Origin of the sequence: Ignisphaera sp. (genome assembly GCA_038735125.1) — an archaeon.
Classification (GTDB): domain Archaea; phylum Thermoproteota; class Thermoprotei_A; order Sulfolobales; family Ignisphaeraceae; genus Ignisphaera.
The window spans coordinates 1-21,799 of sequence record JAVYNU010000012.1; the positions used below are offsets into that span (position 1 = coordinate 1).

The following is a 21,799-nucleotide window of genomic DNA, read 5'->3' on the forward strand; positions in this document are numbered from 1 at the left end:
GTTGTTAGGGATCTTGTTAAGGTCTATGGTAGGGGGTCTGTCGGTGTTGATGGCCTTTCTTTTACTGTTAGCGATGGAGAGATATATGCTTTGGTTGGGCCCAATGGGAGTGGCAAGACAACTACCCTCAGAATTATAGCTACTTTGATTAAGCCTACTAGAGGTAGTGTCTATGTCTATGGTGTTGACGTTGTTAGGGAGCCTCTTCGTGTTAGGTCTATGATCAACTACCTGCCTGAGGAGGCCGGTGCATACAGGGATCTGACTGGCTACGACTTCATAAGGTTTATGCTTTCTCTGAGGTTTACTGGTGCAAGGCTTGAGGAGACTGTTGAGGAGGCCGCCAGGATATGCGATCTCGGAAACGCTTTGAAGAAACCTGTTAGAACCTATAGCAAGGGTATGAAGAGAATACTCGCCGTCGCAACTGTTCTAGCCTCCAAACCAAAACTCCTAATACTAGACGAGCCAACAACCGGACTAGACGTTGAGAGAAGCATATATGTCAGGGACATGATCAAAAAATACAATAGAGAGTTTGGCATAACAGTTCTCCTGAGCAGCCACAACATGCTCGAGGTAGAGTACCTCAGCCACAGAGTCGGCATGCTATACAAGGGCAAGCTCATAGCCGAGGGAACACCAGAACAGCTGAAGAAACTTGCTAATGCCGCAAACCTAGAGGAGGTATTCATAAAGATGAAAAACCGGGCTACAGTGTAGCAAGATGGCCCTTTCACAACTTGTGAAGAGAGAACTCCGAGTTTTTCTCAAGAGCCCTGGCTACATAGCCACCCTCATAATTCTAGCTGTTTTCTATAGCATTCTTGGGAATTTGATTGGCGAGACAATCAAGATTGGGGCTGAGGCTAGCGAGGCGGGTATATGCGTAGTCTTTGAAGAGAACAGCAGCGTCATCACAACCTTGGCAAACCTGCTCAACAAGTCGTTCAATGGAAAGGTATACACATGTTCATCTCTTCAAGAAGCCATCTCTAGGTGTAGCATAGGAGTGGCTATATCGAGGGGGTTCACAGAGAATGTCACCTCCCCACAGAGGGGCATTAGCTTAAAGGGTTTTGTAAAACTCTCGTCTTTTTCCATGTCCAGCGGAAATTCGATGCGAGACAGGCTCCTATCTTTTTCACAAGCACTTGAAAGGCTCTTGCCCATAGCCATAGGTATGGAACACAACATCGGTTTAGACTCGTCGAAGTCGATACACATAAACACCTCTGTTATACTATTCAACAACGTTGTTAGCGAATATGAATACTATGTAATTGCATCGGTTGCAACAACACTACCATTTTTCATCTCCATAATCCTCGCGATAAACGCTATATCAGCTACAGCTACAGTGACTATGGAGAAAACTGAGAAGGCTTTTGAAATGCTTTTGGCCCAGCCGGTTAAGAGAAGAGACATTGTATTGGCCAAGATCATTGGGTCATCAATATCGTCGATAGTATACGGGGTTCTAACCTTGTTGAATATGTTCATCTCGATCTTGGTGCCTGTTCTACAAACCTCCTCACAGTTGGCAATCCAGCTACAGAATGCAAGTATAGCATCAACGATTTTTAGCAGCATTATTTACGCTCTAATACCGGCATCTATTGTTTTGGGACTCATAATGACAGGCTCAATAGGCATTATAATAGGGTCTATAACATCTGATGAAAATACAGCAGGTGGTTTATCGACAATAATACTGTTTATCTTCCTCGGAGCAGGGTTTGCGGCTGCATTCATAGGGCTTCCACCAACAGCATTCACAGCAATTTTAGCTGGCTCAACAGTGGCTCTACTACCCTACGCCTACGCACTATTTTTGTTGTCGGGAAATGGAACTCTTGTTGCATTGTCCATAGCAACCAGCATAGCTGTTTGCATAGCTCTGATCTATACAGCTATAACTATATTTAATAGAGATGTTATCATAGCTGGTTTGGAGGTGTCTATAAGGAGAAAAGAGAGATAGATACAGCAAATAGAACACAGATTAGCAGACTTTATATAATACACAACCTAGGTGTACAACAAATGTCCGTAGAAAAGCTTGTCTATTTCGATAAACTCGTTTTTAAGAAGCCCAAAGACTTCAGCTTCTTCTTGACGGCCTCTGTATACAACTTCTCTTTTTGGTTCAGCGGCGAGAGGTTTCTAGTCCCATTGGAAGACACTATTCTTGTTCTTGCTGATTTTGGTAGCGAGATCGAGGCCAGGGTCTACGTATCCAAGAATAGGAGGTTGGAGGGTGTTGATGAGCTCGGTAAAATGGTTGAGCATGTTCTTGGTTTGGGGGAGGACTTGACAGAGTTTTACGGTATAGTGGCTAGAGACACTCTTCTCTCACCATCTCTAGAAATGTTGTATGGTATGCATATGAGGGCTTCCCCACCATGGATAGCATCTGTCATAGGTGTTTGCCAGCAAAACGCTAGTTTTAAGCAGGGGTGGAAAATGTTCTACAACTTCATAAGGGTTTTTGGGAAGAGGGTTGTTGTCGAGGATGTCGAGACATATGTTCCTCCAAGCCCTTCAAACATAAATGAGAATAGCATGGACATGCTTTTGGGCGCTGGTCTCGGCTATAGAGCGAAGACTGTTGTTGCATTGGCGAAGCTGTTTACAGAGAAGCAGCATTTGAACGGATTTGATGTGGGGTCTGGAGAGCTGGAGGAGGAGCTACTAAGCATTAGGGGTGTGGGGGAATACACATCGAGACTAGCACTAGCGCTCTCGCTTAGAGACTATTCGAAGCCCCCCATAGATAGGTGGCTTAGGAGAATTGTTTCCGAGGTCTATAGAGTGGATGAGAAGAATGTTGAAAGGGAATATATAAGGGTGTGGGGGAGGTGGAGTGCTCTAGCAGCTCTATACACAACAGTGGCACTTGATGCAGAGCCTCTTACAAAGGCCTTGGAGAGGGTTAGGGCGGGGCAATTAAGGCCAGACCCGTCGAAAATCTCGCCATTAACACTATGGAAACACCTATAGCCAAGATAGCCAAGCTATCTACAGACCTTAATATGCATTTCATGGCTACTGAAGGTTATTGGTTGCCAATATTCATTTGGCATTGTTGGCAATTCCTCTCAATTAACGCGGGTTACAGCGCCTGTATTGATATTTATACTTTATCGAGTTATGCATGCTAGTGTTCTATCTGCATTACCAACATTATTAAAATATTTCTATTATCAGCATACCATTCAAAAATCAGCTCAAAGCAGTCGGCCATCACGTTGTTTTCAAATCGATATCGTGTAACTGATAGAATTAAACTAAGGATGAAATTTATAAAGACTTTTCTCTTTTGATTTTGATTAAAAATATGGGGTTGGATCTTTTGGAAGAAGTATTCGTTGTTAATGTTAGTAAAAGCCCCTATGCAAAGCTTTGTCCTGTGCCTTTGAATAGGGTTAAAGTATCTGATGGCTTTTGGAGACAAAAGCTTGAGTTGTTAGCTAAGGTGGTTTTGAAGCATCAGTTTAGCATGCTTGAGGATACTGGAAGGCTTGAGAATTTTAGAAGGGCTTCTGGTAAGGGGGTTGGTGGCTATGTTGGGAGGTTCTGGTTTAATGATTCAGATGTCTATAAGGTTATCGAGGCATCTGCATATGCACTTGTTCACGTCTATGACAATGAGCTCTACAATCTTGTTACACAAGCTATAGAAGATGTTGTATCTGCTCAGATGCCCAACGGATATCTCAACACCTTTATACAGCTTAATAATCTTGAGAGGTGGTCTAACTTAGCATGGTCTCACGAACTCTATTGCGCAGGACACTTAATTCAAGCAGGTATTGCAACCAGAAGAGCTTTGAATGATCAGAAGCTTTTTGATGCTGCAAAAAGGTTTGCTAATCTCATTTCTGATGTCTTTGGCTGGGGTAGGCTAGAGGCCGGTGATGGCCATCCAGAAATAGAGCTTGCCTTGATAGAGCTTTATCGCGAAACTGGGGAGAGGAAGTATCTTGAAACTGCTAAATTCTTCATCGATTTCAGGGGTAGGAAAAGAATTGCTAATCTCCACAAAGTTCCATATCCACTACTATTCTTTAGCCATGAGTATCTTGTTGACCATGAAAATATCAGGGATATGCAGGATTTTGTTGGAAGCCATGCTGTAAGAACACTATACTTGTTCGCAGGCGCAACAGATCTCTATCTTGAGACGGGGGAAGAGAGGCTTATAGAGGCTCTAAAGAGGCTTTGGAGAAAAACGCTTTTGAAAATGTATATAACTGGTGGGCTTGGATCAAGATACGAGGGAGAGTCGTTTGGCGAAGACTATGAGCTTCCAAATGAGAGAGCCTATAGCGAAACATGTGCAGCTGTAGCAGGTGTTATGTGGGCATGGAGAATGTTTCTAGCCATAGGAGATGCAGAATATATGGACGTCTTAGAAACTATACTGTATAACGCTGCATTAGCTGGGATATCTCTTGATGGTATAAGATACTTCTACGTAAATCCGCTTGCAGATTATCATGCAAAACATGAGAGGAGCCAATGGTATGAATGTGCATGTTGTCCGCCCAATATAGCTAGGCTGATAGCATATGTTCCAGAGATGATCTATGCTATTTCAAAGCAGAGGCAAGAGATATGGATAAACCTATTCATTGGTAGTAAAGCAGAGATTTCCTTGAATGGCAATAGAATTGGGGTTGAGATGAAGACGAATTATCCATGGGATGGAAATATCGAGATTAGGGTATACCCAGAGAAATCAGATGAGTTCTCGTTGAGGATAAGGATTCCTAGATGGGCTGAGGGAGCAAGAATTAGTGTTGAAAACATTGTATACGAGCCTAAGATAGGAGAATATGCAGAGCTCAAGAAGGTGTGGAATTGGGGAGACACAGTAAAAATAGCGTTGCCTGTGAAACCCAGGCTTGTAAAGCCTCATCCATGGATTGAAAGCGATTATAGTAAAGTAGCAATTGCGAGAGGACCACTTGTCTACGCTGTTGAGGAAATAGATAATGGCTTTGATGTGAGAAACCTTGCCATAGATCCAGAGAATACAAGGTTCGAGGAAGAGTTTAAAGAGGATTTGCTTGGGGGAATAGTTGTTGTTAAGGGAACAGGCTATCTAATAGATACCTCAAACTGGAAAAACACCCTATACACTGATTACACAAGGGGTTGGGTGGCTAAGGAAACAAAGTTTATGGCTATACCATATCATCTTTGGAACAATAGAGGTAGGACAAGAATGACTGTGTGGATTAAGAGTCTTAGAAATTTCAAGAATATGGTTTAACAATACAGTTTTAAATTTATTCCTTTTTGTAATGTCTTAGGTGAGTAAATCCCGTGTTTAAAGCAGATGTCTATATAGATGTCTCCTCGATTATATCGAAACTTGATAAGAGGATCTATGGTCAGTTTATAGAGCATCTTGGTAGGTGTATCTATGGCGGTATATGGGTTGGTGAGAGGTCTAGCATACCGAATCTGAGGGGCTTTAGACTCGATGTTTTAGAGACTGTCAAGGCCATTAAGCCCACTGTTGTTAGGTGGCCTGGCGGAAACTTTGTTTCCCAATACCACTGGCTCGATGGTGTTGGGCCTAGGGAGGGTAGGCCAAAGAGATTCGACTTGGCTTGGGGACAGGTCGAGCCAAACGAGTTTGGAACCGACGAGTTTATTGAGTGGGCTAGGCTTGTTGGTGCAGAGCCCTACATAGTTGTCAATGCCGGTAATGGGACTCCTGAGGAGGCTGCTGCATGGGTCGAATACTGCAACTCTACAAAGGATACATACTACGTTAACCTCAGGAGGAGATATGGTCATCCAGAGCCTTGCAACGTCAAGTTGTGGGGTATTGGAAACGAGTTGTGGGGTAGGTGGCAGGTGGGGTTCTGTAGAGATGCTGAGGAGTGTGGGTGGAGAACAGTACAATTCGCTGATCATATGAGGAGAATAGATCCAACAACAAAGCTTGTTGCTGTGGGGGTTGACAATGACCCTGAATGGAATGTTGATATGATTAGAATAGCCGGTGAATACATAGATTACCTATCCATACACACTTACATCTTCACAGATAGGCAGGGAAAGAGATACGAGGATCTTGTTGCATGGCCTATAAAGATAGAGGAGAATCTGAAGAGCATATACAACGTTATTCAGCAGACCAAGTGGAAATACAAGATAAAGAGGGATATAAGGATAGCATTCGACGAGTGGAATGTCTGGTATCCGGAGGCGCAGCCCCCATACCTAGAGCAGATAACAAGCGTTAGAGACGCTGTGTTAACAGCGCTTGTGCTAAACGCTCTTCAGAGGCTATCGAAGATAGTCCCAATAGCAACATTTGCACAAACAGTAAATGTGTTGCCGCTGATGCTAACGAAAGACGATAGAATTCTTCTAACACCACAATACCTTGTGTTTAGACTGTATTCAGAGACTAGAGAAGGTGATGTGGTTACAGCATATGTGGCATCACCTACATATAGATCAGAAGAACTCGACATGCTAGTTCCATACATAGACGCCTCAGCAGTGAAGGTAGACAACAAGTTATATCTCTACATTGTTAACAGGCATCCAGAGGAAGAAGCCCAGATACATCTGCACATAAAAGGCCTGGAGCCATCAACAGTTATACACAAGTATGTGGCGGGGTCCTCCATAGACGATAAAAACACATTCGAAGAGCCAAACAGAGTCAGAATAGAGGAGGGGGTGCCACAAACAAGAGAAGTGCTAACAATACCACCACACTCAGCAAACCTACTAATAATATCGTAAATTGTATTTCATATTGCACCAAAACACCTTATTTTTTATTGAGATTAAACACTTCTCTACAAATGAAATTTTGATTGCTTAGCTTCGCAAAGTTTTGATACAGTTCATCCTTTTTCAAAACAGCATTGTTGCCAACAACAAGCAGTGCAATAAGTTTCAGGTTCTACCCGCCTTTCTTCTCTTCCTGTTTCCTCTTCTCTTCCTCTTTCCTCATCTTTCTCAAAGCATATCCGACCATTAAAGAGGCGTATGCATGTAGCTTCCAGGCCTCTGGTCTTTCACCATATTCATCAGTTACCTTTCTAGCAAGTTCTCTAAGTTCGAGAGCCTCTTCAAGTGTTAGCTCGTCTTTTTCTAGAAGCTCTTTTATCCTTCTCCACTCCTCTTTTGATATTGGGTTGGGGGTAGCAAGCCTAATTATCCTCATAGCCTCGTTTTTCAGCATAGATGCCTCAAGAGGCTTTAACAGATCTTGTGATGCTAGGTACTCAATGAAAAACTCTTGATAGGATCTAAATGCTTCTCCAAGTCTAGTAATCCGCATGTCTATGTATCCTTTAAGCTCATCAAACTTCTTCTCCATCTCTTTGAATTTCTCATCAATATCTCTGAACCTCTTCTCAATTTCTTCGAATCTTCTGTCTATCTCTTTGAACCTATTGTCTATTTCCTTAAACCTGTGGTCTATTTCTGCAAATTTCTTGCCAAGCCAGTAGGTAATGCCGCCAAGAGCCGATAGAATAGGTACTAGGATAGATAAAATGGTTAGGATCTCTACAAAATCTGATTGCATAGTAATATCCACACAGTAGGTAATATGATTAAGTACCTAAAAAATTTATTTATAGGATATGGGTTTAGATGCTGGTGGTGATGTATAGAGGGTTTTGCAATATTGTTTTTGGGCTCACCTGCAACAACTGATATTGATGTCTACTTTCCTGAGGCTCTCTAGCTATCTCTTTCCAGTACCTCATGTTGTATATGCATCCTGGGTCGGGCGCTAGTGGATCTCCGAAATATGCGTATGCCCTTGCTCTACACCCTCCACACATGTTTCTGTATGGACATTTTGAGCAGAACCCTTTGAGCCTATTTCTATCCCTCAACGCTTTGAGTAGTGGGTTGCTCTCCCAGATGTCCCAGAATGGCCTTTCCCTCAAGTTGCCTACAGGTATTGGCATGAATACACATGGTTTGAGTGTTCCATCTGGTTGGAGCCCTGCGTATATCCTCCCAGCCCCACAACCACCGACAAACTCTGCAACTGCCTTTACCACTGGGTCGCCACCCACATAGAAGTGTGTTGGCGCTATGTCCCTTCCTCTGCTTAGCTGTAGTGCTACCCTCCCGTATTGTGGCGCTGTGCTCAGTATCTCCAGCTTCCTCCTACCCATCTCCCTATATATTGTTCTGAGAAACTCCTCTCTTTCTATTGGATCTAGATCAAGGTATCTGTTCTCCTCTCCTCTTCCAGTTGGCACAAAATTGAAGAAAACAACTCTTTTAACGCCAATGCTCTCAGCAAGATCAAGGATATCGTCAACCTCATCAATGTTCATCTTAGTTATTGTGACGGCCATCGCATGGTTCAGCCCAAGCTTCACAGCATTCTCAAGCGCCTTGACCGCCCTCTCCCACGAGCCTCTAACACCTCTAAACTCATCGTGTTTCACAGGATTTGCACTGTCGACAGATACCTCGACATATCTTAGTCCAAGTTTCTTCGCCTTTTCAATTTTCTCCATGTCTGCGAAGACCCACCCATTTGTTGCAACAGCTGTGTACATACCCCTCGAAGCTATTTCGTGTAGAACTATATAGAAGTGTGGGTGTATAGTTGGCTCTCCACCACTCAAAGCTATGGCTGCAACACCAGCTCTATCAAGCTGATCAACAACCATCAGCTTCTCCTTCAAGCTGAGCTCATTCGGCAGTGGCTTGTCAGCTCTCTGGTAACAGTGTTTGCATTTAAGGTTGCACATGTTGGTGAAGTTCCACACTATCATGAATGGCGCTGGCAACTTCTGTGGAACTGTTACACCGTATAGCCCCAGCCCCTTTAGCACAGTTGCAACTCCACGTCTTATGGCAGGGTCTTTAAGCGCTTCAATGACCTCCTCCTCTCTTCCACTAAGAAGCTTTATACCAACATCTATAATACTATCGATTATTGTTCCCATCAACCTTGTTACAACGGGACATAAAACACTCTCGCCAGCATACATAGACAGGGCATGATATATCACAGAGGCACTTATACATATATCCCCATAGGTACAGCAAGACTCAACTGTAGCTGCCTTTAGAATAGCACGCGCAATAGGGTTGTTGAATAGTAGTCTAACACCAGCCAGCAAAGCCCCAATACCACTTCTTCTGCTAGATCTCTTAGAATCGAGTACCTCATTGACCAAGACTCTCATCTCAAGAAGAGAAAAACATGTTCTTCATCAGCATAGTCGCCAACAGCAATCGAAGCCAGCATTGATATGCCAACTATATCACATTCCAAAGACAATGTATTTATGATTGATTTTACTAGCATTTCATAATTAGAGATCCTGTTCGAATCTCTTACAAGAGCTGCCGCAGCATATAATAAACCAAGCGAAGTGAGATTCGTACCTGCTACACGATATCCCTTAAATCTATGTGTACTGGGGGACGTTAGAGACAAAGCTCTCAGCCATTCTGCAATATATCCATAGAATGCCTTGTCACATAAGTAATAAAGATTCTCTATAAGAGCCTACCAATAGATCTAATTTATGTCCCATAGACAAAGCGATTATAAGCAAGCTATAAAACACACTAAGGTAGCTTTGTACATGAAACCCATTCTGATTAGCGAGCCCAGTGCCTCATAATATATGCATCATCTCCAAACCCCTTGGCTTGAGTAAGTATTTTGCTATATCTCAGTGCATACAAGCCATAGATAAACCTCTTAATACACTTGAGACAATGACTATGTACTTCGAATGTGCTATGAAGAGTCCGTCTATCGAATGTCCAGACCTTATTCAAAGTCTTGGTATAGTATCTATGGTTAATAGGGCTGTCAAGAAAAATAGCATATATTTAATTTCATTGCTCTCCTTATGGAAATTCGCATCCTGCTGCGTAAGCTCTTAATACATCTCTTATGCTAACTACGCCCACCACCCTATTATGCTCATCTACCACTGGCATGTGTCGAATGCCTTTCTCAAGCATTTTTATCGCTATTGTTGCAATACTGTCACTCAGATATGCTGAAATGACATTTGTTGTCATAACATTCTTTATCGGCGTATTTAGGTCTATGCCTAGAGCCACTACCCTCACAAGATCTCTTTCTGTAAATATTCCAATAATCCTATTGCTGTTATCTACAATCAGTATACTACCTATATTTTTCTCGCTCATAATCCTTGCTACATCCCTTATACTTGCTTCAGCGTTTGCCGTAATAACTTCAGTTTTCATAATGTCTTTTACACTCATCATACCTCACTAACTAAATATTTCTGTTAAACATGTTTATAAGTTTATATTTATTGAGTTCAACAAAATTTATATGCTGTTATAGAAGAAACCAAGCAACTTAACAAACCAGTTAACGATTGAACTCTTTAATAGATCCTCTACTCAGAAATTTCTGATTATACTAGCTTCTAGACTGTCACATACTTAAGCTATATACATCTCTTATGAGAGCAACCTACTGTTGTGGCTCTTCAAAGACTTTCTCAAGACCGGAAACTTTTATCAAAATAGCCTCTTCTCTACTCGACTTAGACACTTGAAATATAAGTATAGAGCTTCATGCTGAAACAAGGCCCTATATAAGGGTCTAAAATCAATTGATCTTGTAGGAACTTCCATATACTTCTTGGTTATATTCTCTGCTTTATCCAATTCACAATCTCTTCTATAACCCTAGTCTTTGATTCGTAGGTCGAGAAAACGTGGCCCCCACTATCCAAGAGTATAAGCTTTTTGTCTTTGTGTAGAAGCTTTTCGAAGAGTTGCTGTGATTGTGTATATGGAACTATCTGATCTTCTTTCGCATGTATTATTAGAATGGGTATTTTAATGCGATCGGCAAGCTCCAACGCATTGTATCTTAATAGACTCTCAACACCTTCTTCACTTAATCTGTTTGGCCCTAAGATGTAGTATCCACCAACTTTTTGTGCAAAGCTCTTCAAACCTCTTCCAAGCTCAACAAAATTTAGCGCCGGTGACAAGAGTATTGCACCCGAAACCTCGTTGCTATGAAATGCTGCAAGCCTTGTTGCTATATGCCCTCCCATGCTGAGGCCTATTAGAAACAGTTTCCTAGGTTTATACATCTCTCTAACATATTTCAATGCGTTTTCAGAGTCCTCCAATGCATATTCAAACCTGAATTCCTCAAAATCAAGAGGAGACTCTCCATGGCCTCTATAATCAAATCTGAAAACAGAAACCCCATTTCTACACAAAGCCCTTGCAATATCAACAAAAAGCCTGTTAACTTCTATCTTATTACCAGTAAAGCCATGGAGCATCAAAACCATGTGACTAGTGCCCACAGAGGCAATATGGATATAAGCAGACAGATCAAAGCCTCCACTAGGAAAAGTCAATGGCCTTTCGACACATGGCATATCCAAAACACCAAATGGGTTCATGTCTTGTTATTTTTATCATAAGGGCTTTGGGTATAAATGCCTTTTGTATTCATTATTCAAAAAAATTGTCATGCAGTATATGCAATGATTATGCTAAGGATTTCATAGAAAGCAACATCACTTTGTATTTAGCATTTAAGATTTTAAAATCTTTGCAGATATTGGACAATGCTATTGCTTTTTGGATTCGGAAACTTGGAAATCACCATCAAATTTTTGCTTTGGAGCTTACAAAGCTTTTTGAAGAGTGCTCATAGCTATTAGAGGTGTGGAAAGTCATGGTTTGTTGTAGGAAGTAGCAAAACAGCGTTTCTGTCCATGCTAGTTTAGTCACCTTAACCCTACTCGATGCTGTTTACAAAGCATGTACAACTATTATACATCAACAAAATATTTTATGCTTTCATAAGAGCCATTCATATATGGAGCATTATCATTGTTTATATAGGTAGTTGATTCATTGCTCTATTCACTCCTTGTTATCAACTCATCAAGACTTCCACTTCTGTAGCCTTGAAGATCTAGAGTCACATATTTGTATCCAAGCTTCTTGAGCTCTGCGACAATTCTATCCAATATGTCTTCGTCGAAGAACTTTCTTCTCTCCCTAGGGTCGACCTCTATCCTAGCTATGTAGCCATGATCTCTAACCCGAATGACTTCAACGCTTGTGATTTCCCTAACAATCTTTTCTGCAAGTGCTATTCTCCTTAGCTTATCCAGTGTTATGGCCTCTCCATATGGGATCCTAGTTGCTATACATGTGTTTGACGGTTTGCTCCAGTTTGGCAACCCCAAATGCTTGGCAATGGCTCTCACGACATCTTTTCTAATTTCAAGCTCTGCCAACGGGCTTCTAATTCCAGCTTCCCGAAAAGCCTGTATGCCGGGTCTATAACTGTTGAGATCTGAGATGTTCGATCCATCAACAATCGTCTTGGCATTTAATTTCTTAGCTAGTTCAACTAATTTGCTGGCCAAATTCTTTTTGCATATATAACATCTATTGGGTGGGTTAGTAGCAAAACCTGGAATGGACAGCTCATCGGTTTCTAGAATAATGTGCTTTGCGCCAAGCTGCTGAGCCACCTTCTTAGCCCACTCCAAATCCTCCTCAAATCTTATGGGCGATACGGCTGTAACTGCAAACACATTTTCACATTCTATAGCCCTGCAGGCAACAGCCAACACAACACTACTGTCAACACCTCCAGAAAAGGCTACGACAACAGGCTTCTCAACATTTTTAAACCACGTTAAAAGCTTCTCAATGCTTTTCTCGATACTCATGTTTCCACAGCCACCTGTATAGCATAGCCGTGTCTATACAATAAGCTTTCAGGAGAGTTAGAAGAGCTTTTTGTATTTTAGAGGTAACGGATTTGACAACAGCGCTGTAAAACCATGCTTTATCAGCTAAGTTATGCGGTCTCTAACCAGGTCATTTATCTTCGTTTTCTTGGCTTAGCATTCTCTTCTTTCTCTCAATGGCTATTTTTATAACCTCGTCTATGATGTTCCTACCTGTTGAGTCTATAGCTACGGTGAGTGGCCCGAAATCTTCTACATCTAGCTTCCAGATGGCCTCTGGCATTCCAAGATCCAACCAATAAACTTCTACAACTCTTTTTATTGCTTGCGCGGCTAAAACGCCTGCCCCACCTGTGAATACTGTGTAGACAGCTCCATGTTTTTTACATGCCTCTGCAGTCTTCTTTCCCATACCACCTTTGCCTATGATCATCTTAACACCCAGTCTCTCTATAGCTATATGTTCGTATGGCTCCATCCTCATACTTGTTGTTGGGCCTGCTGAAACTATTCTCCACTTATCCCCCTCCTTTACTGCAACTGGGCCACAATGGTATATGGCGCTGTTACTTAAATTAAATGGTAGTTCCTTCCCTTCTCTCAGATACTCTACAAATCTTCTATGAGCGGCATCTCTAGCTGTGTATACAATGCCTGATACATAAACTGTATCTCCTGCCCTTAGCTCTTTAATATCCTCTTCTTTCAGAGGTGCCCTAAGCTTATATACAGTCACATCTAATCACCCTACTGCTCGATATAGTATTTCCCACTAGGCTCTATAGTTACAATTGCTCTTCTAGCCGCCCAGCACTGAAAGGCTATAGCTATTGGATATGTAGCTGGGTGCCTATAGGCATATTCTATGTGTACAGCTAGAGCTGTTGATGTTGTTCCACCCATCCCCATAGCACCTATACCAAGGCTATTAACCATCCTTAGTAGCTCCTCCTCAAGCTCTGAGACATGGGGATCTGGATGCCTAGACCCAACCCTTCTTATTGTAGCAGCTTTTCTAGCTAAATGCATTGCAAGATCGGCTGTGCCCCCAATGCCAACGCCGATTATTGTTGGTGGACAAGGCATTGCGCCGGCTCTAATAACAGCATCTAGAACAATCTCCTTTATATTCTCAATACCCTTGCCTGGAACCCCCATAGCAAATGTTGAGACATATTCAGAGCCTCCTCCTTTTGGAACAATAACAATTTCAAGGTTATCATCTTGTCTAAAACCATCCCAGAAAATAACTGGCACATATCTACCAGTATTATCACCACTATTTCGACCAGTAAAAGGATCAACACTATTTGGTCTCAGAGGAATAGCTAGTGTAGCTCTCCTAACGGCCTCAACCAAAGCCTCTTCAATGTATTGAGTACCTGGAAACCCAGTTCCAATCCTAACGTAAAAGGTTATTATTCCTGTGTCTTGGCAAAGCGGCGAGTCAAGCTTCTCAGCAAGTTCAATATTTCTAAGAATAGCCTCTAGATGTGCCTTCGCCGCAGGCGACGACTCTTCTTCATAAACCCTCTTAATAGCCTCCTTAACATCTCTGGGGAGATAGACTACAGCTTTATGCAGACCGTCTACAACAGCTCTAATTATAGCATCTTTTAGATCCATAGTTTATCGCCTCGGTTATGTCTTACCCTTATTTTGAACCAGTTACTAGAGTTGCTCTTCGAAATATTTGCATAGGCTCCAGCCAGGGAAAATTTGTTACTGTATTGCTTTGGTTAATGCTTTGAATGTTTGTGCGTCTTGAGCCATGTAAACATTGTTAAATAATACGAACACTTCCCCGCTTTTCTCCAAAGCTTTTCTAACAATGCTAATAAGGTTTTTGAGGTCTTGTTCTGTGTACTTATATCTGTAGTTAACCTCTCCCTCACCAATACCATGTAATCTAAAATATGTTACCTCCTTATCAACTACTGGAAGGGTTTTAAATGGATCAACAACATGAATGACATTCTTAAATCTAGAGACTATATCGGCTATCTTATCCCTGTTCTGTAGCCATGTTCCTCTAGGCTCCCAACCAATTAAGAAGTTCTGTGTTGATGCTGATGCGAAGAACTCTAAAGCGTTCCTATAGTTCTCCTCTGTATGCCCAAAACTTGGCGGGGTCTGAATAACAACTACTTTTGCATTTAAAGCTTTAGCACCTTCAACAATTTTTTCCCATGCATCGAAAACCTCTTTAGTTGGTCTTAGAAATCCATATCTGTTGGATAGGCTCTTATCTGGAACAACCCTAGCCCTTCTCCACGTTGGCGAATCAGGTGGATGCGTAATTGCCTGCCAAGCCTTCATAGCGAACACAAAACCAGGTGGCGCCTCACTCACTAATCTACTCAACTTATCTGGATCTGGAGGATCATAGAAGGTATCCTGGAGCTCAACAACATCGAATAGCGAGTAGTATTTTTGTCTAGACATGCAAAAACCGCAACAACCCACAAAAATCAAGGTTTTAACACCAGCATCAAACAGGTTATAGATGCTTAGAAACCTTTAAACTGTAAATCAAATGCTTTTAGCGCTTACAGCTATCAGCATCTCTCCTCAATACTCTTAACACATTCCTCTACACAGATTCTATAGGAATCTGCATCAACTGCCTTCTCAGAGCAAAAGTCTCTACAAAACCTGTATGGATGTGTCTTTACATAGTCATCACAGGTAATCTCCATACCACTTACCTAAGTATTTATTACATAAAGCTACTTATTATTTATCTTATCTTGCCAAAGCATAAGCAGATATACTACACAGTTTTTAGATTTTTCTGTTGAGTGACTAAACAAATGATGCGTAATGCTCCTCTCACAAAATTTGTTGCCCTTCTTTTCGCACCTCTCCTTCTATTTGCAGGCTCGACTCACTACATCAGTATAGCTGACTTAGGTATCCTCGGATCTCCAAACGCTATTTGTATGCACAACAATAGTGTCTATATCTTTGGTTTTGAAAACTCGAGTGGAGTTCCAAGAGCTTTTGCAATCTTTATTAATTTGTCTAGCAATTCTATTGTAAAGACTGTTAAGGGGTTTGTGGGTGGATACTATAACTGTCTTGTGCATGGGGATAAAATATATGTTGTTGGATCTGCAAAGAATGGAAATACTTTTTCATGGGCTTTGACAGTATTTAGTCTTGGTCTAGAAATAGAGAAAATAGTTATCGAGAACTTATCTAATGGACTTGACGTGGCGCTGGATCTCGCTATCAACAATAACAGCATATATATTGCAGGTATTGTGAACAAATCAGGGGATTCGTTTATAAGGGTTGAGAAGAGATCTCTTGATACACTAGCCGTAGAATCTATTTACATAGCACATGTTGAGACTGGATATGGTGTTGTGCCAAGGATTGGGATGCTGAAAGATGGTGTTGTCATTGCTTATACAAATCCTTTTAGAGGGGGGGTCTTAATAGACTATCTAGATGGTGGTCTCCACCTCACTAATAGCGTCTTGGTTAAACTTGGTGGATACCTCTACACAATTGCTACTGAAAATAATTGTATATATTTAGGTGGGTCATTTGGCTTGGCAAAGGTTTGCAACCACATGCTAAAAGGATTTGCCTATATGCATGGAGGAGAAGTTATGGACATAAAATCTCTTGACACGGGTATACTACTACTCGCTTTGACACCCGTGAAAATAGATGGTGTAGAGGCTGATGTATATATCTTAACAAAAGATCTAAATGAATTGGAAAGAAAGTCTCTAGATGGTTTATTTAAGCATCTATTATATATAAAGCCTCTCGAAGTTAATGACAATAACTATCTAATTGCTCTCTCCAGTATTCAAGGCCTATGGGCTTTTCATAAGATAAGCATTCCAAAAGTTGAGCAGAAACCTAGAGAAGGCTTCATATGCAATGCCACAATCTTTATGACTGTACCATACATCCTAGCAATATTGGCAATACTGTTTGCTATTCTAGAGATCTGGTAAGTTTGTGGAAGCGTCAATAGTTTGTGTGGCTGGGTTTGTTGTGGGTGTTGCTGGAGGTTCACAGCAGTACGCCACAAAATCAATTTATCAAAGCTTATAAGCTTAGTAGTATCAATTAGCATATGGGATGTGGGGAAGCTGACGAGCGATGACCAGTTGGGAGATAAGGATGAAGCACCCCAAACCCCTCTGCCTTCGCCAATGGGAGTCTGGTAGAGGGATGGGGGAGGCTGACTGATGAAGCCAGGCTCCTGCAGGCGGGGGGCAGAGAGACACATGAGGGATGAAGACCCACATAAAGGTCAGACCTCTAGAACGTGATGCTAAAACCTCTTAAAGGTATATCCATATTGCAATAGCTATCATAGCTATTGAAGCGATTGTTTTAAGTATTCGTTGCCTCGACAAAGCAGCTTCGTAGACTCTCCTTATTTTGGTAATCCCTATAACAGCTATAGTTATTAAAACTAGAGGAAGAATAAATATAGCTGTGTACAGCATTGCTAAGGGTAGCCAGGCCCATACACCAAGGTCAGCAGTCACAAAATTGAATGCTATGTACATACCAGCACTGCATGGAAGTAGCGTAAAAGATGCTAAGAAACCAAGTAAAGAAACACCCAATACACTAGTTTCTGCTGTCGCAAATCTATCGAGTTTTAGCGAAGATGCAATTCTACACACTATTCTATCCTCTCTACATACAACCTCGTTTCCCCCACCCTCAAAGAAGATTGTGTAGATTAGCATGGCAAGGGCATAGACAATTAAAACAACTGATAGTAGCCATCGTGGAAACTGCCATGATGCTACAATCATTCTGAGTATAGCGCCAAATACAAGATAGCCCACAAAAACAGAGGACACAAACGCCAATGCAATTTTTGAAACACGTTTCAAGCCACTAACAGAAGCTGTTACCAAAAGCGAGATGTATAAAGCAAAGATGCATGGATCCACAGAATCAACAAGTGCACCAAAAACAATTAATGTAAATAAATATCCGATATCCATAATCACACTCACAAAACACTCAATATGGCTAAACACCAGAGTCGCAGTATAAAAGTTTATTCAGCATCTCTAACCCCTATCATCTTCATCAACAAAAGAGGACCCCACTCATCATCTCCACATATTTGGAGATACCACATTTCAATGCTATAGTTTCAGTCTATGCAACTGGTTTATAACTCTTTGCCTTGGCATCACCTAGCTAAAAACCTTTTGAAGGACTTTGTCGCAGTAGCTAACAGTATTACCTCAACCGTTTTTCCAAATGTCTATACGCTCAAAAGCACACGAGTACAACATCTCCAAGGCTGTCAAGCTTCTGAAGGAGACTGGTTTTATGAAAAATTCCAAGGCTTTTGTGTCAACAAGAAGCCCTAAAGATATCCAGCTTGCCCAAGTGATTCAACAGTATCTGGCTACAACTGGGATAAAGTTATTATTGAGCAGGAGTAACTCACAGCATTTCTGAAAAGGGTTTTTCGCAGACCATGACTTCGATCTTGCGATATATGGTCCCCTCCCCATAATCTCTCTACTATGCACTCACATACTGTAGAACCAATACCAACTTAAACGGGCCTCTATACAGCAATCCCGCGTACAACAAGCTGTTAGATGAGAATAGAGAGCGCTACTCTACAGAGAGACTCAGCAGATTCTATGGAGCGATACGCCGACTATATGGCTATACTTCGAAAACATCATAGTTGTGACCAAATCTACTGTGAAGGGCTTGCAGATAGAATAACAGTCAGAAAAGACCAAGCATGACCTACTCATATTAATAGGGCGAGGACATATCGAAGTATATATTAATTAAAGCAGTCAAGGAAATGCTCTGAGCTTCTTCTGTGGCGGATCTGGGGGGATTTGAGCCCCGACCACTGGCTCCGAAGGCCGAAACCTGTATCGTTTTGTTGCATGATATCCAAATAAACCTGTAACATTTTGGGGGAAGATTAGATAGCCTGCGACAGAAGGATTATTCTACTGCAACACTCTTTAACCTCTTAAAGCCATATGTAGTAGATGGGTGAAGCTAGGTGGCTAAGGTAATAAGAGTGAAGTATGAGAATGGTGTGTTAAAGCCTCTTGAGCCTGTGGATCTAGAGGAAGGGGAAGAGTTAGTGGTTGTAGTGCGGGATAAGAGTTTCTATAGGCTAGCCCTATCCACCACCTTTGAGGCTAAGAGAAGCGTGGACGAAATCCTAGAAGAGGTTCGCAAGCGTGACAGAAAACTCTACTGATAGCGTCGTCCTTGACACAAGCGTCGTGGTTAAGAGTATCCTTGCACCACCAAGATATTTACAGAGAGATATCTATGAGAGGGAGATCAGGACCCGTGAGAAGATACATGTGATATTGAGTTTATTAGAAGAGAAGAACCTTAAGGTGTTCTTTCCAAGGTCAGGTATAATAGAAGTTGCATCGGTGTTAAAGAGGAGTGAGTTGACAAGAGAACAGGTGCTGAGGATTATAGAGAGCCTAAGCGAGACATTCATAATAGTAGACGAGAATGTGATATATGATAAGGCACTCGATGTCGCGTTAACAACAGCTCCGTCGGGCTTTGACACCTACTTCCTAGCACTGACTCTTCTTACAAACTCCCTACTGATAACTGATGATAGAGGCATGGTAGACCAAGCCAGAAAACTAAAGCTTAATACACTATTTGTTAGAGAGGCGACTATAGAAGAAATCAAAACTAAGCTAGGTTGATATAGAGGACTTCGGATTACTGGTGCAAATTGAAAATACAGCACAACTTAGTTAGACTAGGAAGCAATAAGAAAAGACTGAAAGGAAATACTTCGGGACATGGGCTTCAGCCAGGGGTTCATATACACACAGCCAGTAGACGACCTGATAAAAGCATACTTCCATAATGGCTACAGAGAAGCGAGGAGAGCACACTACATACTCAAGACCATGGGGTGGCTGACTTATGGACCGCCACTAATACTACACATAGCTGTCTACCCTGATAACACCGGGGGATTCAGACTAGAAACAATCTATGGAGATTTAATAGCAGAGATAAACTACAACCCCGCACAGACACGCTCAATTATTAAGCACATCGTTGTACCCAAAGAACACGTAGACAAGAGAAACGATGAGACATACTTCAAGTATCGGTAACAAACGTCTAGGTGCATTCCTTCGGTGAAAAAGTCACAAGTTCCTCACACCCATAGTGATGCAGGTTTTAGGTGTGTTCCTAACTCCCTAAACTACCTAGGGTAAATCGTGCATCGCTTATCATGGGATGCACACATAATTGAGTTAGGGCGCAATGAGGCTTTCTGGGTATGTGTTGAGGGATGCTATCCAAACTGCAAAGAGCTAGAAGAGCTCCTAGTCTACGAGCTTAAATTAAGCTTACTAACTCCCGTAAAAACCTCCCTCACACTAGAGCCAAGTGTAAAGCATAAAGTGTGTATTAGCGAAATATTTATTAGTCGAGACTAGGAAACGCTAACACCTAGGATAACATTGACCGAATATCGTTTTATCATAGGGAAACAAGAGAAACATGAGATTTTCATACGTTACTCTGAATGGACTGGAAAACTAATAGTTGATGTTGATGGAAGAAGAGTTGTGGAAACCTATGCTATAGGATTCAAAAAAGAACTTGAAATGGATGTTGGAGATAATGAAAAACACAAGATTAAAATAGTTCTCAAAGGTATCATGTTTCCAAAAATTGAAGTATATGTTGATGGTGAAAAAATATACACGGCATAGTTAACTATTGTGAGTAAGGCACTGTAGAGGTCTTGCAGAGAACCCCACTCACACTACTTGCAATAGGAGCAGTTGTGACTGTACTTCTCCCCCTGTGCTGAGCTACTTCATAGCTCTTTTGAAACCAGCTACTGGCTCAAGGCGCTAGGCAAATCAACTCCATGGGGTACCTGCGCTTCATACTAGCCCAAGCCTCTCAAGCAGTTTCCCCAGCTCTTTTTCTAGTGGTCGCCCGTGTCTATTAGCTAGGTTTGTTCTTTACTGCAACACTCTTTAACCTCTTAAAGCCATAAATATAGTATAGTTAGGTGAAGCTAAATGTCAAAAGTCGTAAGAGTAAGGTATGAGAAAGGTGTCCTTAAGCCTCTAGAACCAATAGATTTAGAGGAGGGAGAGGAAGTATTAGTCACTGTAAAGCGTGATATAAGGAAGGTGCTCAAGAAGTATCGGGGGATTCTGGGAAGGTCATCAATTAGAGAGCTGCTAGAGATCGAGGAAGAGGCTCATTTGCAATGAAGCTGGTCTATATTGATACCAGCTTCATACTCGGCATCCTCCTTGAAACCGAGAAGAGTGACTTAGCTGAGCAAATATTAGAGGCACATCGCGATTCGCATCTTATGATTTCAGGGATCGCAATTAATGAAGCGCTCTATGTTGCGGCGTACGAGTACTATAAACAGAGAGGCATAGTTAAAGGAAGATACGGTTTAAGAAAATTGATTGCAAAGCAAGGATATCCTAGGGAAGTAATAGATGCAATAGATTCTTTCCTGAAAGATTTGAGCGTCGAAATAGTAAACGATTACTTCGACTATAATGAATATCTCCAAATAATCCAGGACTTTAAACTCCTTCCCAATGATGCTCAAATTGCATTAACCTGCAAACACTACGGAATAGACATTATACTCACATTCGATGAAGACTTCAAACAAGTGCCATGGCTCAGAGTTGTTCCATAGAAAAGCAGATCACGCCTTTGCAATCAACGTCCAAACCCCATCATTGAGCATATATTGAAGAAAAAATATATTGCATATGCAGTACAAGCACACTATACAAGGAATACCAGTGCTAGTGGTTTTCGTAGGCCTTACGCGGATTCAATATGAAGCTATCACGTCTACCACGCATTCTACGCTCTATCTAATACAGTGTTCACGTTAGCTAACATATCTAGAGATCTGGTAAGTTTGTGGAAGCGTCAATAGTTTGTGTGGCTGGGTTTGTTGTGGGTGTTGCTGGAGGTTCACAGCAGTACGCCACAAAATCAATTTATCAAAGCTTATCAGCTTAGTAGTA

Annotated in this window: 24 protein-coding genes; 13 read left to right on the forward strand and 11 right to left on the reverse strand. The window is 41.6% G+C overall.

Going from position 1 to position 21,799, the window contains the following annotated elements; all coding sequences use genetic code 11:
- The 5 genes from QW284_09530 to QW284_09550 all read left to right on the forward strand — a co-directional run.
- Window positions 1-723: ABC transporter ATP-binding protein (locus QW284_09530; GenBank protein ID MEM0339905.1), on the forward strand; the 723-nt coding region annotated here is incomplete at its 5' end.
- 4 nt (window positions 724-727) lie between these two features.
- The gene (locus tag QW284_09535; protein MEM0339906.1) at window positions 728-1,984 is read left to right on the forward strand and encodes an ABC transporter permease; all 1,257 of its coding nucleotides are present in this window, start codon (window positions 728-730) and stop codon (window positions 1,982-1,984) included.
- Window positions 1,985-2,046: 62 nt separating this feature from the next.
- Window positions 2,047-3,003, forward strand: a complete 957-nt coding sequence (locus QW284_09540; GenBank protein MEM0339907.1) for a hypothetical protein — start codon at window positions 2,047-2,049, stop codon at window positions 3,001-3,003.
- 352 nt (window positions 3,004-3,355) lie between these two features.
- Entirely contained in the window at window positions 3,356-5,281 is a 1,926-nt protein-coding gene (locus QW284_09545; protein MEM0339908.1) for a glycoside hydrolase family 127 protein, read from the forward strand.
- A gap of 53 nt (window positions 5,282-5,334) precedes the next feature.
- The gene (locus QW284_09550) at window positions 5,335-6,777 is read left to right on the forward strand and encodes an alpha-L-arabinofuranosidase C-terminal domain-containing protein (protein ID MEM0339909.1); all 1,443 of its coding nucleotides are present in this window, start codon (window positions 5,335-5,337) and stop codon (window positions 6,775-6,777) included.
- A 163-nt stretch (window positions 6,778-6,940) separates the two neighbouring features.
- On the opposite strand, the gene QW284_09555 is transcribed toward QW284_09550, so the two are convergent.
- The 10 genes from QW284_09555 to QW284_09600 all read right to left on the reverse strand — a co-directional run bounded on the left by QW284_09555 (window position 6,941) and on the right by QW284_09600 (window position 15,448).
- The gene (locus tag QW284_09555; GenBank protein ID MEM0339910.1) at window positions 6,941-7,570 is read right to left on the reverse strand and encodes a hypothetical protein; all 630 of its coding nucleotides are present in this window, start codon (window positions 7,568-7,570) and stop codon (window positions 6,941-6,943) included.
- Between the two features lie 64 nt (window positions 7,571-7,634).
- Window positions 7,635-9,194 (reverse strand): radical SAM protein, encoded by a 1,560-nt coding sequence (locus QW284_09560; GenBank protein MEM0339911.1) that lies wholly within the window; start codon window positions 9,192-9,194, stop codon window positions 7,635-7,637.
- Between the two features lie 5 nt (window positions 9,195-9,199).
- Window positions 9,200-9,457, reverse strand: coding sequence for a hypothetical protein (locus tag QW284_09565; protein MEM0339912.1), 258 nt, complete (start codon window positions 9,455-9,457; stop codon window positions 9,200-9,202).
- A 422-nt stretch (window positions 9,458-9,879) separates the two neighbouring features.
- Entirely contained in the window at window positions 9,880-10,266 is a 387-nt protein-coding gene (locus QW284_09570; protein MEM0339913.1) for a CBS domain-containing protein, read from the reverse strand.
- Window positions 10,267-10,658: 392 nt separating this feature from the next.
- Window positions 10,659-11,414, reverse strand: a complete 756-nt coding sequence (locus QW284_09575) for an alpha/beta fold hydrolase (GenBank protein MEM0339914.1) — start codon at window positions 11,412-11,414, stop codon at window positions 10,659-10,661.
- 489 nt (window positions 11,415-11,903) lie between these two features.
- Window positions 11,904-12,728, reverse strand: a complete 825-nt coding sequence (gene larE, locus QW284_09580) for an ATP-dependent sacrificial sulfur transferase LarE (protein ID MEM0339915.1) — start codon at window positions 12,726-12,728, stop codon at window positions 11,904-11,906.
- Window positions 12,729-12,879: 151 nt separating this feature from the next.
- Window positions 12,880-13,485 carry a FumA C-terminus/TtdB family hydratase beta subunit gene (locus QW284_09585; GenBank protein ID MEM0339916.1) on the reverse strand — a complete coding sequence of 202 codons (606 nt, stop codon included), beginning with the start codon at window positions 13,483-13,485 and terminating at the stop codon, window positions 12,880-12,882.
- 11 nt (window positions 13,486-13,496) lie between these two features.
- Complete coding sequence (locus QW284_09590; GenBank protein MEM0339917.1) at window positions 13,497-14,375, reverse strand: fumarate hydratase; 879 nt, start codon at window positions 14,373-14,375, stop codon at window positions 13,497-13,499.
- Window positions 14,376-14,471: 96 nt separating this feature from the next.
- On the reverse strand, window positions 14,472-15,194 hold the full coding sequence (locus tag QW284_09595) for a DUF72 domain-containing protein (protein ID MEM0339918.1): 723 nt from the start codon (window positions 15,192-15,194) through the stop codon (window positions 14,472-14,474).
- Window positions 15,195-15,307: 113 nt separating this feature from the next.
- Window positions 15,308-15,448 (reverse strand): hypothetical protein, encoded by a 141-nt coding sequence (locus tag QW284_09600; protein MEM0339919.1) that lies wholly within the window; start codon window positions 15,446-15,448, stop codon window positions 15,308-15,310.
- Between the two features lie 114 nt (window positions 15,449-15,562).
- On the opposite strand from QW284_09600, the gene QW284_09605 reads away from it, so the two are divergent.
- Window positions 15,563-16,726 carry a hypothetical protein gene (locus QW284_09605; GenBank protein ID MEM0339920.1) on the forward strand — a complete coding sequence of 388 codons (1,164 nt, stop codon included), beginning with the start codon at window positions 15,563-15,565 and terminating at the stop codon, window positions 16,724-16,726.
- A 333-nt stretch (window positions 16,727-17,059) separates the two neighbouring features.
- Here the strand turns inward: QW284_09605 and QW284_09610 are convergent, their stop codons facing one another.
- Window positions 17,060-17,752 carry a hypothetical protein gene (locus QW284_09610; protein MEM0339921.1) on the reverse strand — a complete coding sequence of 231 codons (693 nt, stop codon included), beginning with the start codon at window positions 17,750-17,752 and terminating at the stop codon, window positions 17,060-17,062.
- A 603-nt stretch (window positions 17,753-18,355) separates the two neighbouring features.
- Here QW284_09610 and QW284_09615 point away from each other — a divergent pair.
- The 7 genes from QW284_09615 to QW284_09645 all read left to right on the forward strand — a co-directional run bounded on the left by QW284_09615 (window position 18,356) and on the right by QW284_09645 (window position 21,459).
- On the forward strand, window positions 18,356-18,511 hold the full coding sequence (locus QW284_09615) for a hypothetical protein (GenBank protein ID MEM0339922.1): 156 nt from the start codon (window positions 18,356-18,358) through the stop codon (window positions 18,509-18,511).
- Between the two features lie 272 nt (window positions 18,512-18,783).
- Window positions 18,784-18,987, forward strand: a complete 204-nt coding sequence (locus QW284_09620) for an antitoxin family protein (GenBank protein ID MEM0339923.1) — start codon at window positions 18,784-18,786, stop codon at window positions 18,985-18,987.
- Window positions 18,968-19,462 carry a type II toxin-antitoxin system VapC family toxin gene (locus QW284_09625; GenBank protein ID MEM0339924.1) on the forward strand — a complete coding sequence of 165 codons (495 nt, stop codon included), beginning with the start codon at window positions 18,968-18,970 and terminating at the stop codon, window positions 19,460-19,462. The genes QW284_09620 and QW284_09625 overlap by 20 nt, the downstream gene beginning before the upstream one ends.
- A gap of 99 nt (window positions 19,463-19,561) precedes the next feature.
- Window positions 19,562-19,885: a hypothetical protein gene (locus QW284_09630; protein ID MEM0339925.1), complete on the forward strand. Its 324-nt coding sequence runs from the start codon at window positions 19,562-19,564 to the stop codon at window positions 19,883-19,885.
- A gap of 354 nt (window positions 19,886-20,239) precedes the next feature.
- On the forward strand, window positions 20,240-20,494 hold the full coding sequence (locus QW284_09635; protein ID MEM0339926.1) for a hypothetical protein: 255 nt from the start codon (window positions 20,240-20,242) through the stop codon (window positions 20,492-20,494).
- Window positions 20,495-20,812: 318 nt separating this feature from the next.
- A complete protein-coding gene (locus tag QW284_09640; protein MEM0339927.1) occupies window positions 20,813-21,010 on the forward strand; it encodes an antitoxin family protein in 198 nt (65 codons plus the stop codon).
- The gene (locus QW284_09645; protein MEM0339928.1) at window positions 21,007-21,459 is read left to right on the forward strand and encodes a PIN domain-containing protein; all 453 of its coding nucleotides are present in this window, start codon (window positions 21,007-21,009) and stop codon (window positions 21,457-21,459) included. Before QW284_09640 ends, QW284_09645 begins: the two co-directional genes overlap by 4 nt.
- The last annotated feature ends 340 nt before the right edge of the window (window positions 21,460-21,799 follow it).

Coding starts and splice junctions, on each gene's coding strand:
- larE (MEM0339915.1), bottom strand. CDS start 12,728: ATGAGTATCGAGAAAAGCATTGAGAAGCTTTTAACGTGGTTTAAAAAT.
- QW284_09630 (MEM0339925.1), top strand. CDS start 19,562: ATGGGCTTCAGCCAGGGGTTCATATACACACAGCCAGTAGACGACCTG.
- QW284_09540 (MEM0339907.1), top strand. CDS start 2,047: ATGTCCGTAGAAAAGCTTGTCTATTTCGATAAACTCGTTTTTAAGAAG.
- QW284_09600 (MEM0339919.1), bottom strand. CDS start 15,448: ATGGAGATTACCTGTGATGACTATGTAAAGACACATCCATACAGGTTT.
- QW284_09575 (MEM0339914.1), bottom strand. CDS start 11,414: ATGCCATGTGTCGAAAGGCCATTGACTTTTCCTAGTGGAGGCTTTGAT.
- QW284_09605 (MEM0339920.1), top strand. CDS start 15,563: ATGATGCGTAATGCTCCTCTCACAAAATTTGTTGCCCTTCTTTTCGCA.
- QW284_09535 (MEM0339906.1), top strand. CDS start 728: ATGGCCCTTTCACAACTTGTGAAGAGAGAACTCCGAGTTTTTCTCAAG.
- QW284_09645 (MEM0339928.1), top strand. CDS start 21,007: ATGAAGCTGGTCTATATTGATACCAGCTTCATACTCGGCATCCTCCTT.
- QW284_09640 (MEM0339927.1), top strand. CDS start 20,813: ATGTCAAAAGTCGTAAGAGTAAGGTATGAGAAAGGTGTCCTTAAGCCT.
- QW284_09590 (MEM0339917.1), bottom strand. CDS start 14,375: ATGGATCTAAAAGATGCTATAATTAGAGCTGTTGTAGACGGTCTGCAT.
- QW284_09595 (MEM0339918.1), bottom strand. CDS start 15,194: ATGTCTAGACAAAAATACTACTCGCTATTCGATGTTGTTGAGCTCCAG.
- QW284_09615 (MEM0339922.1), top strand. CDS start 18,356: ATGAGAATAGAGAGCGCTACTCTACAGAGAGACTCAGCAGATTCTATG.
- QW284_09555 (MEM0339910.1), bottom strand. CDS start 7,570: ATGCAATCAGATTTTGTAGAGATCCTAACCATTTTATCTATCCTAGTA.
- QW284_09570 (MEM0339913.1), bottom strand. CDS start 10,266: ATGAGTGTAAAAGACATTATGAAAACTGAAGTTATTACGGCAAACGCT.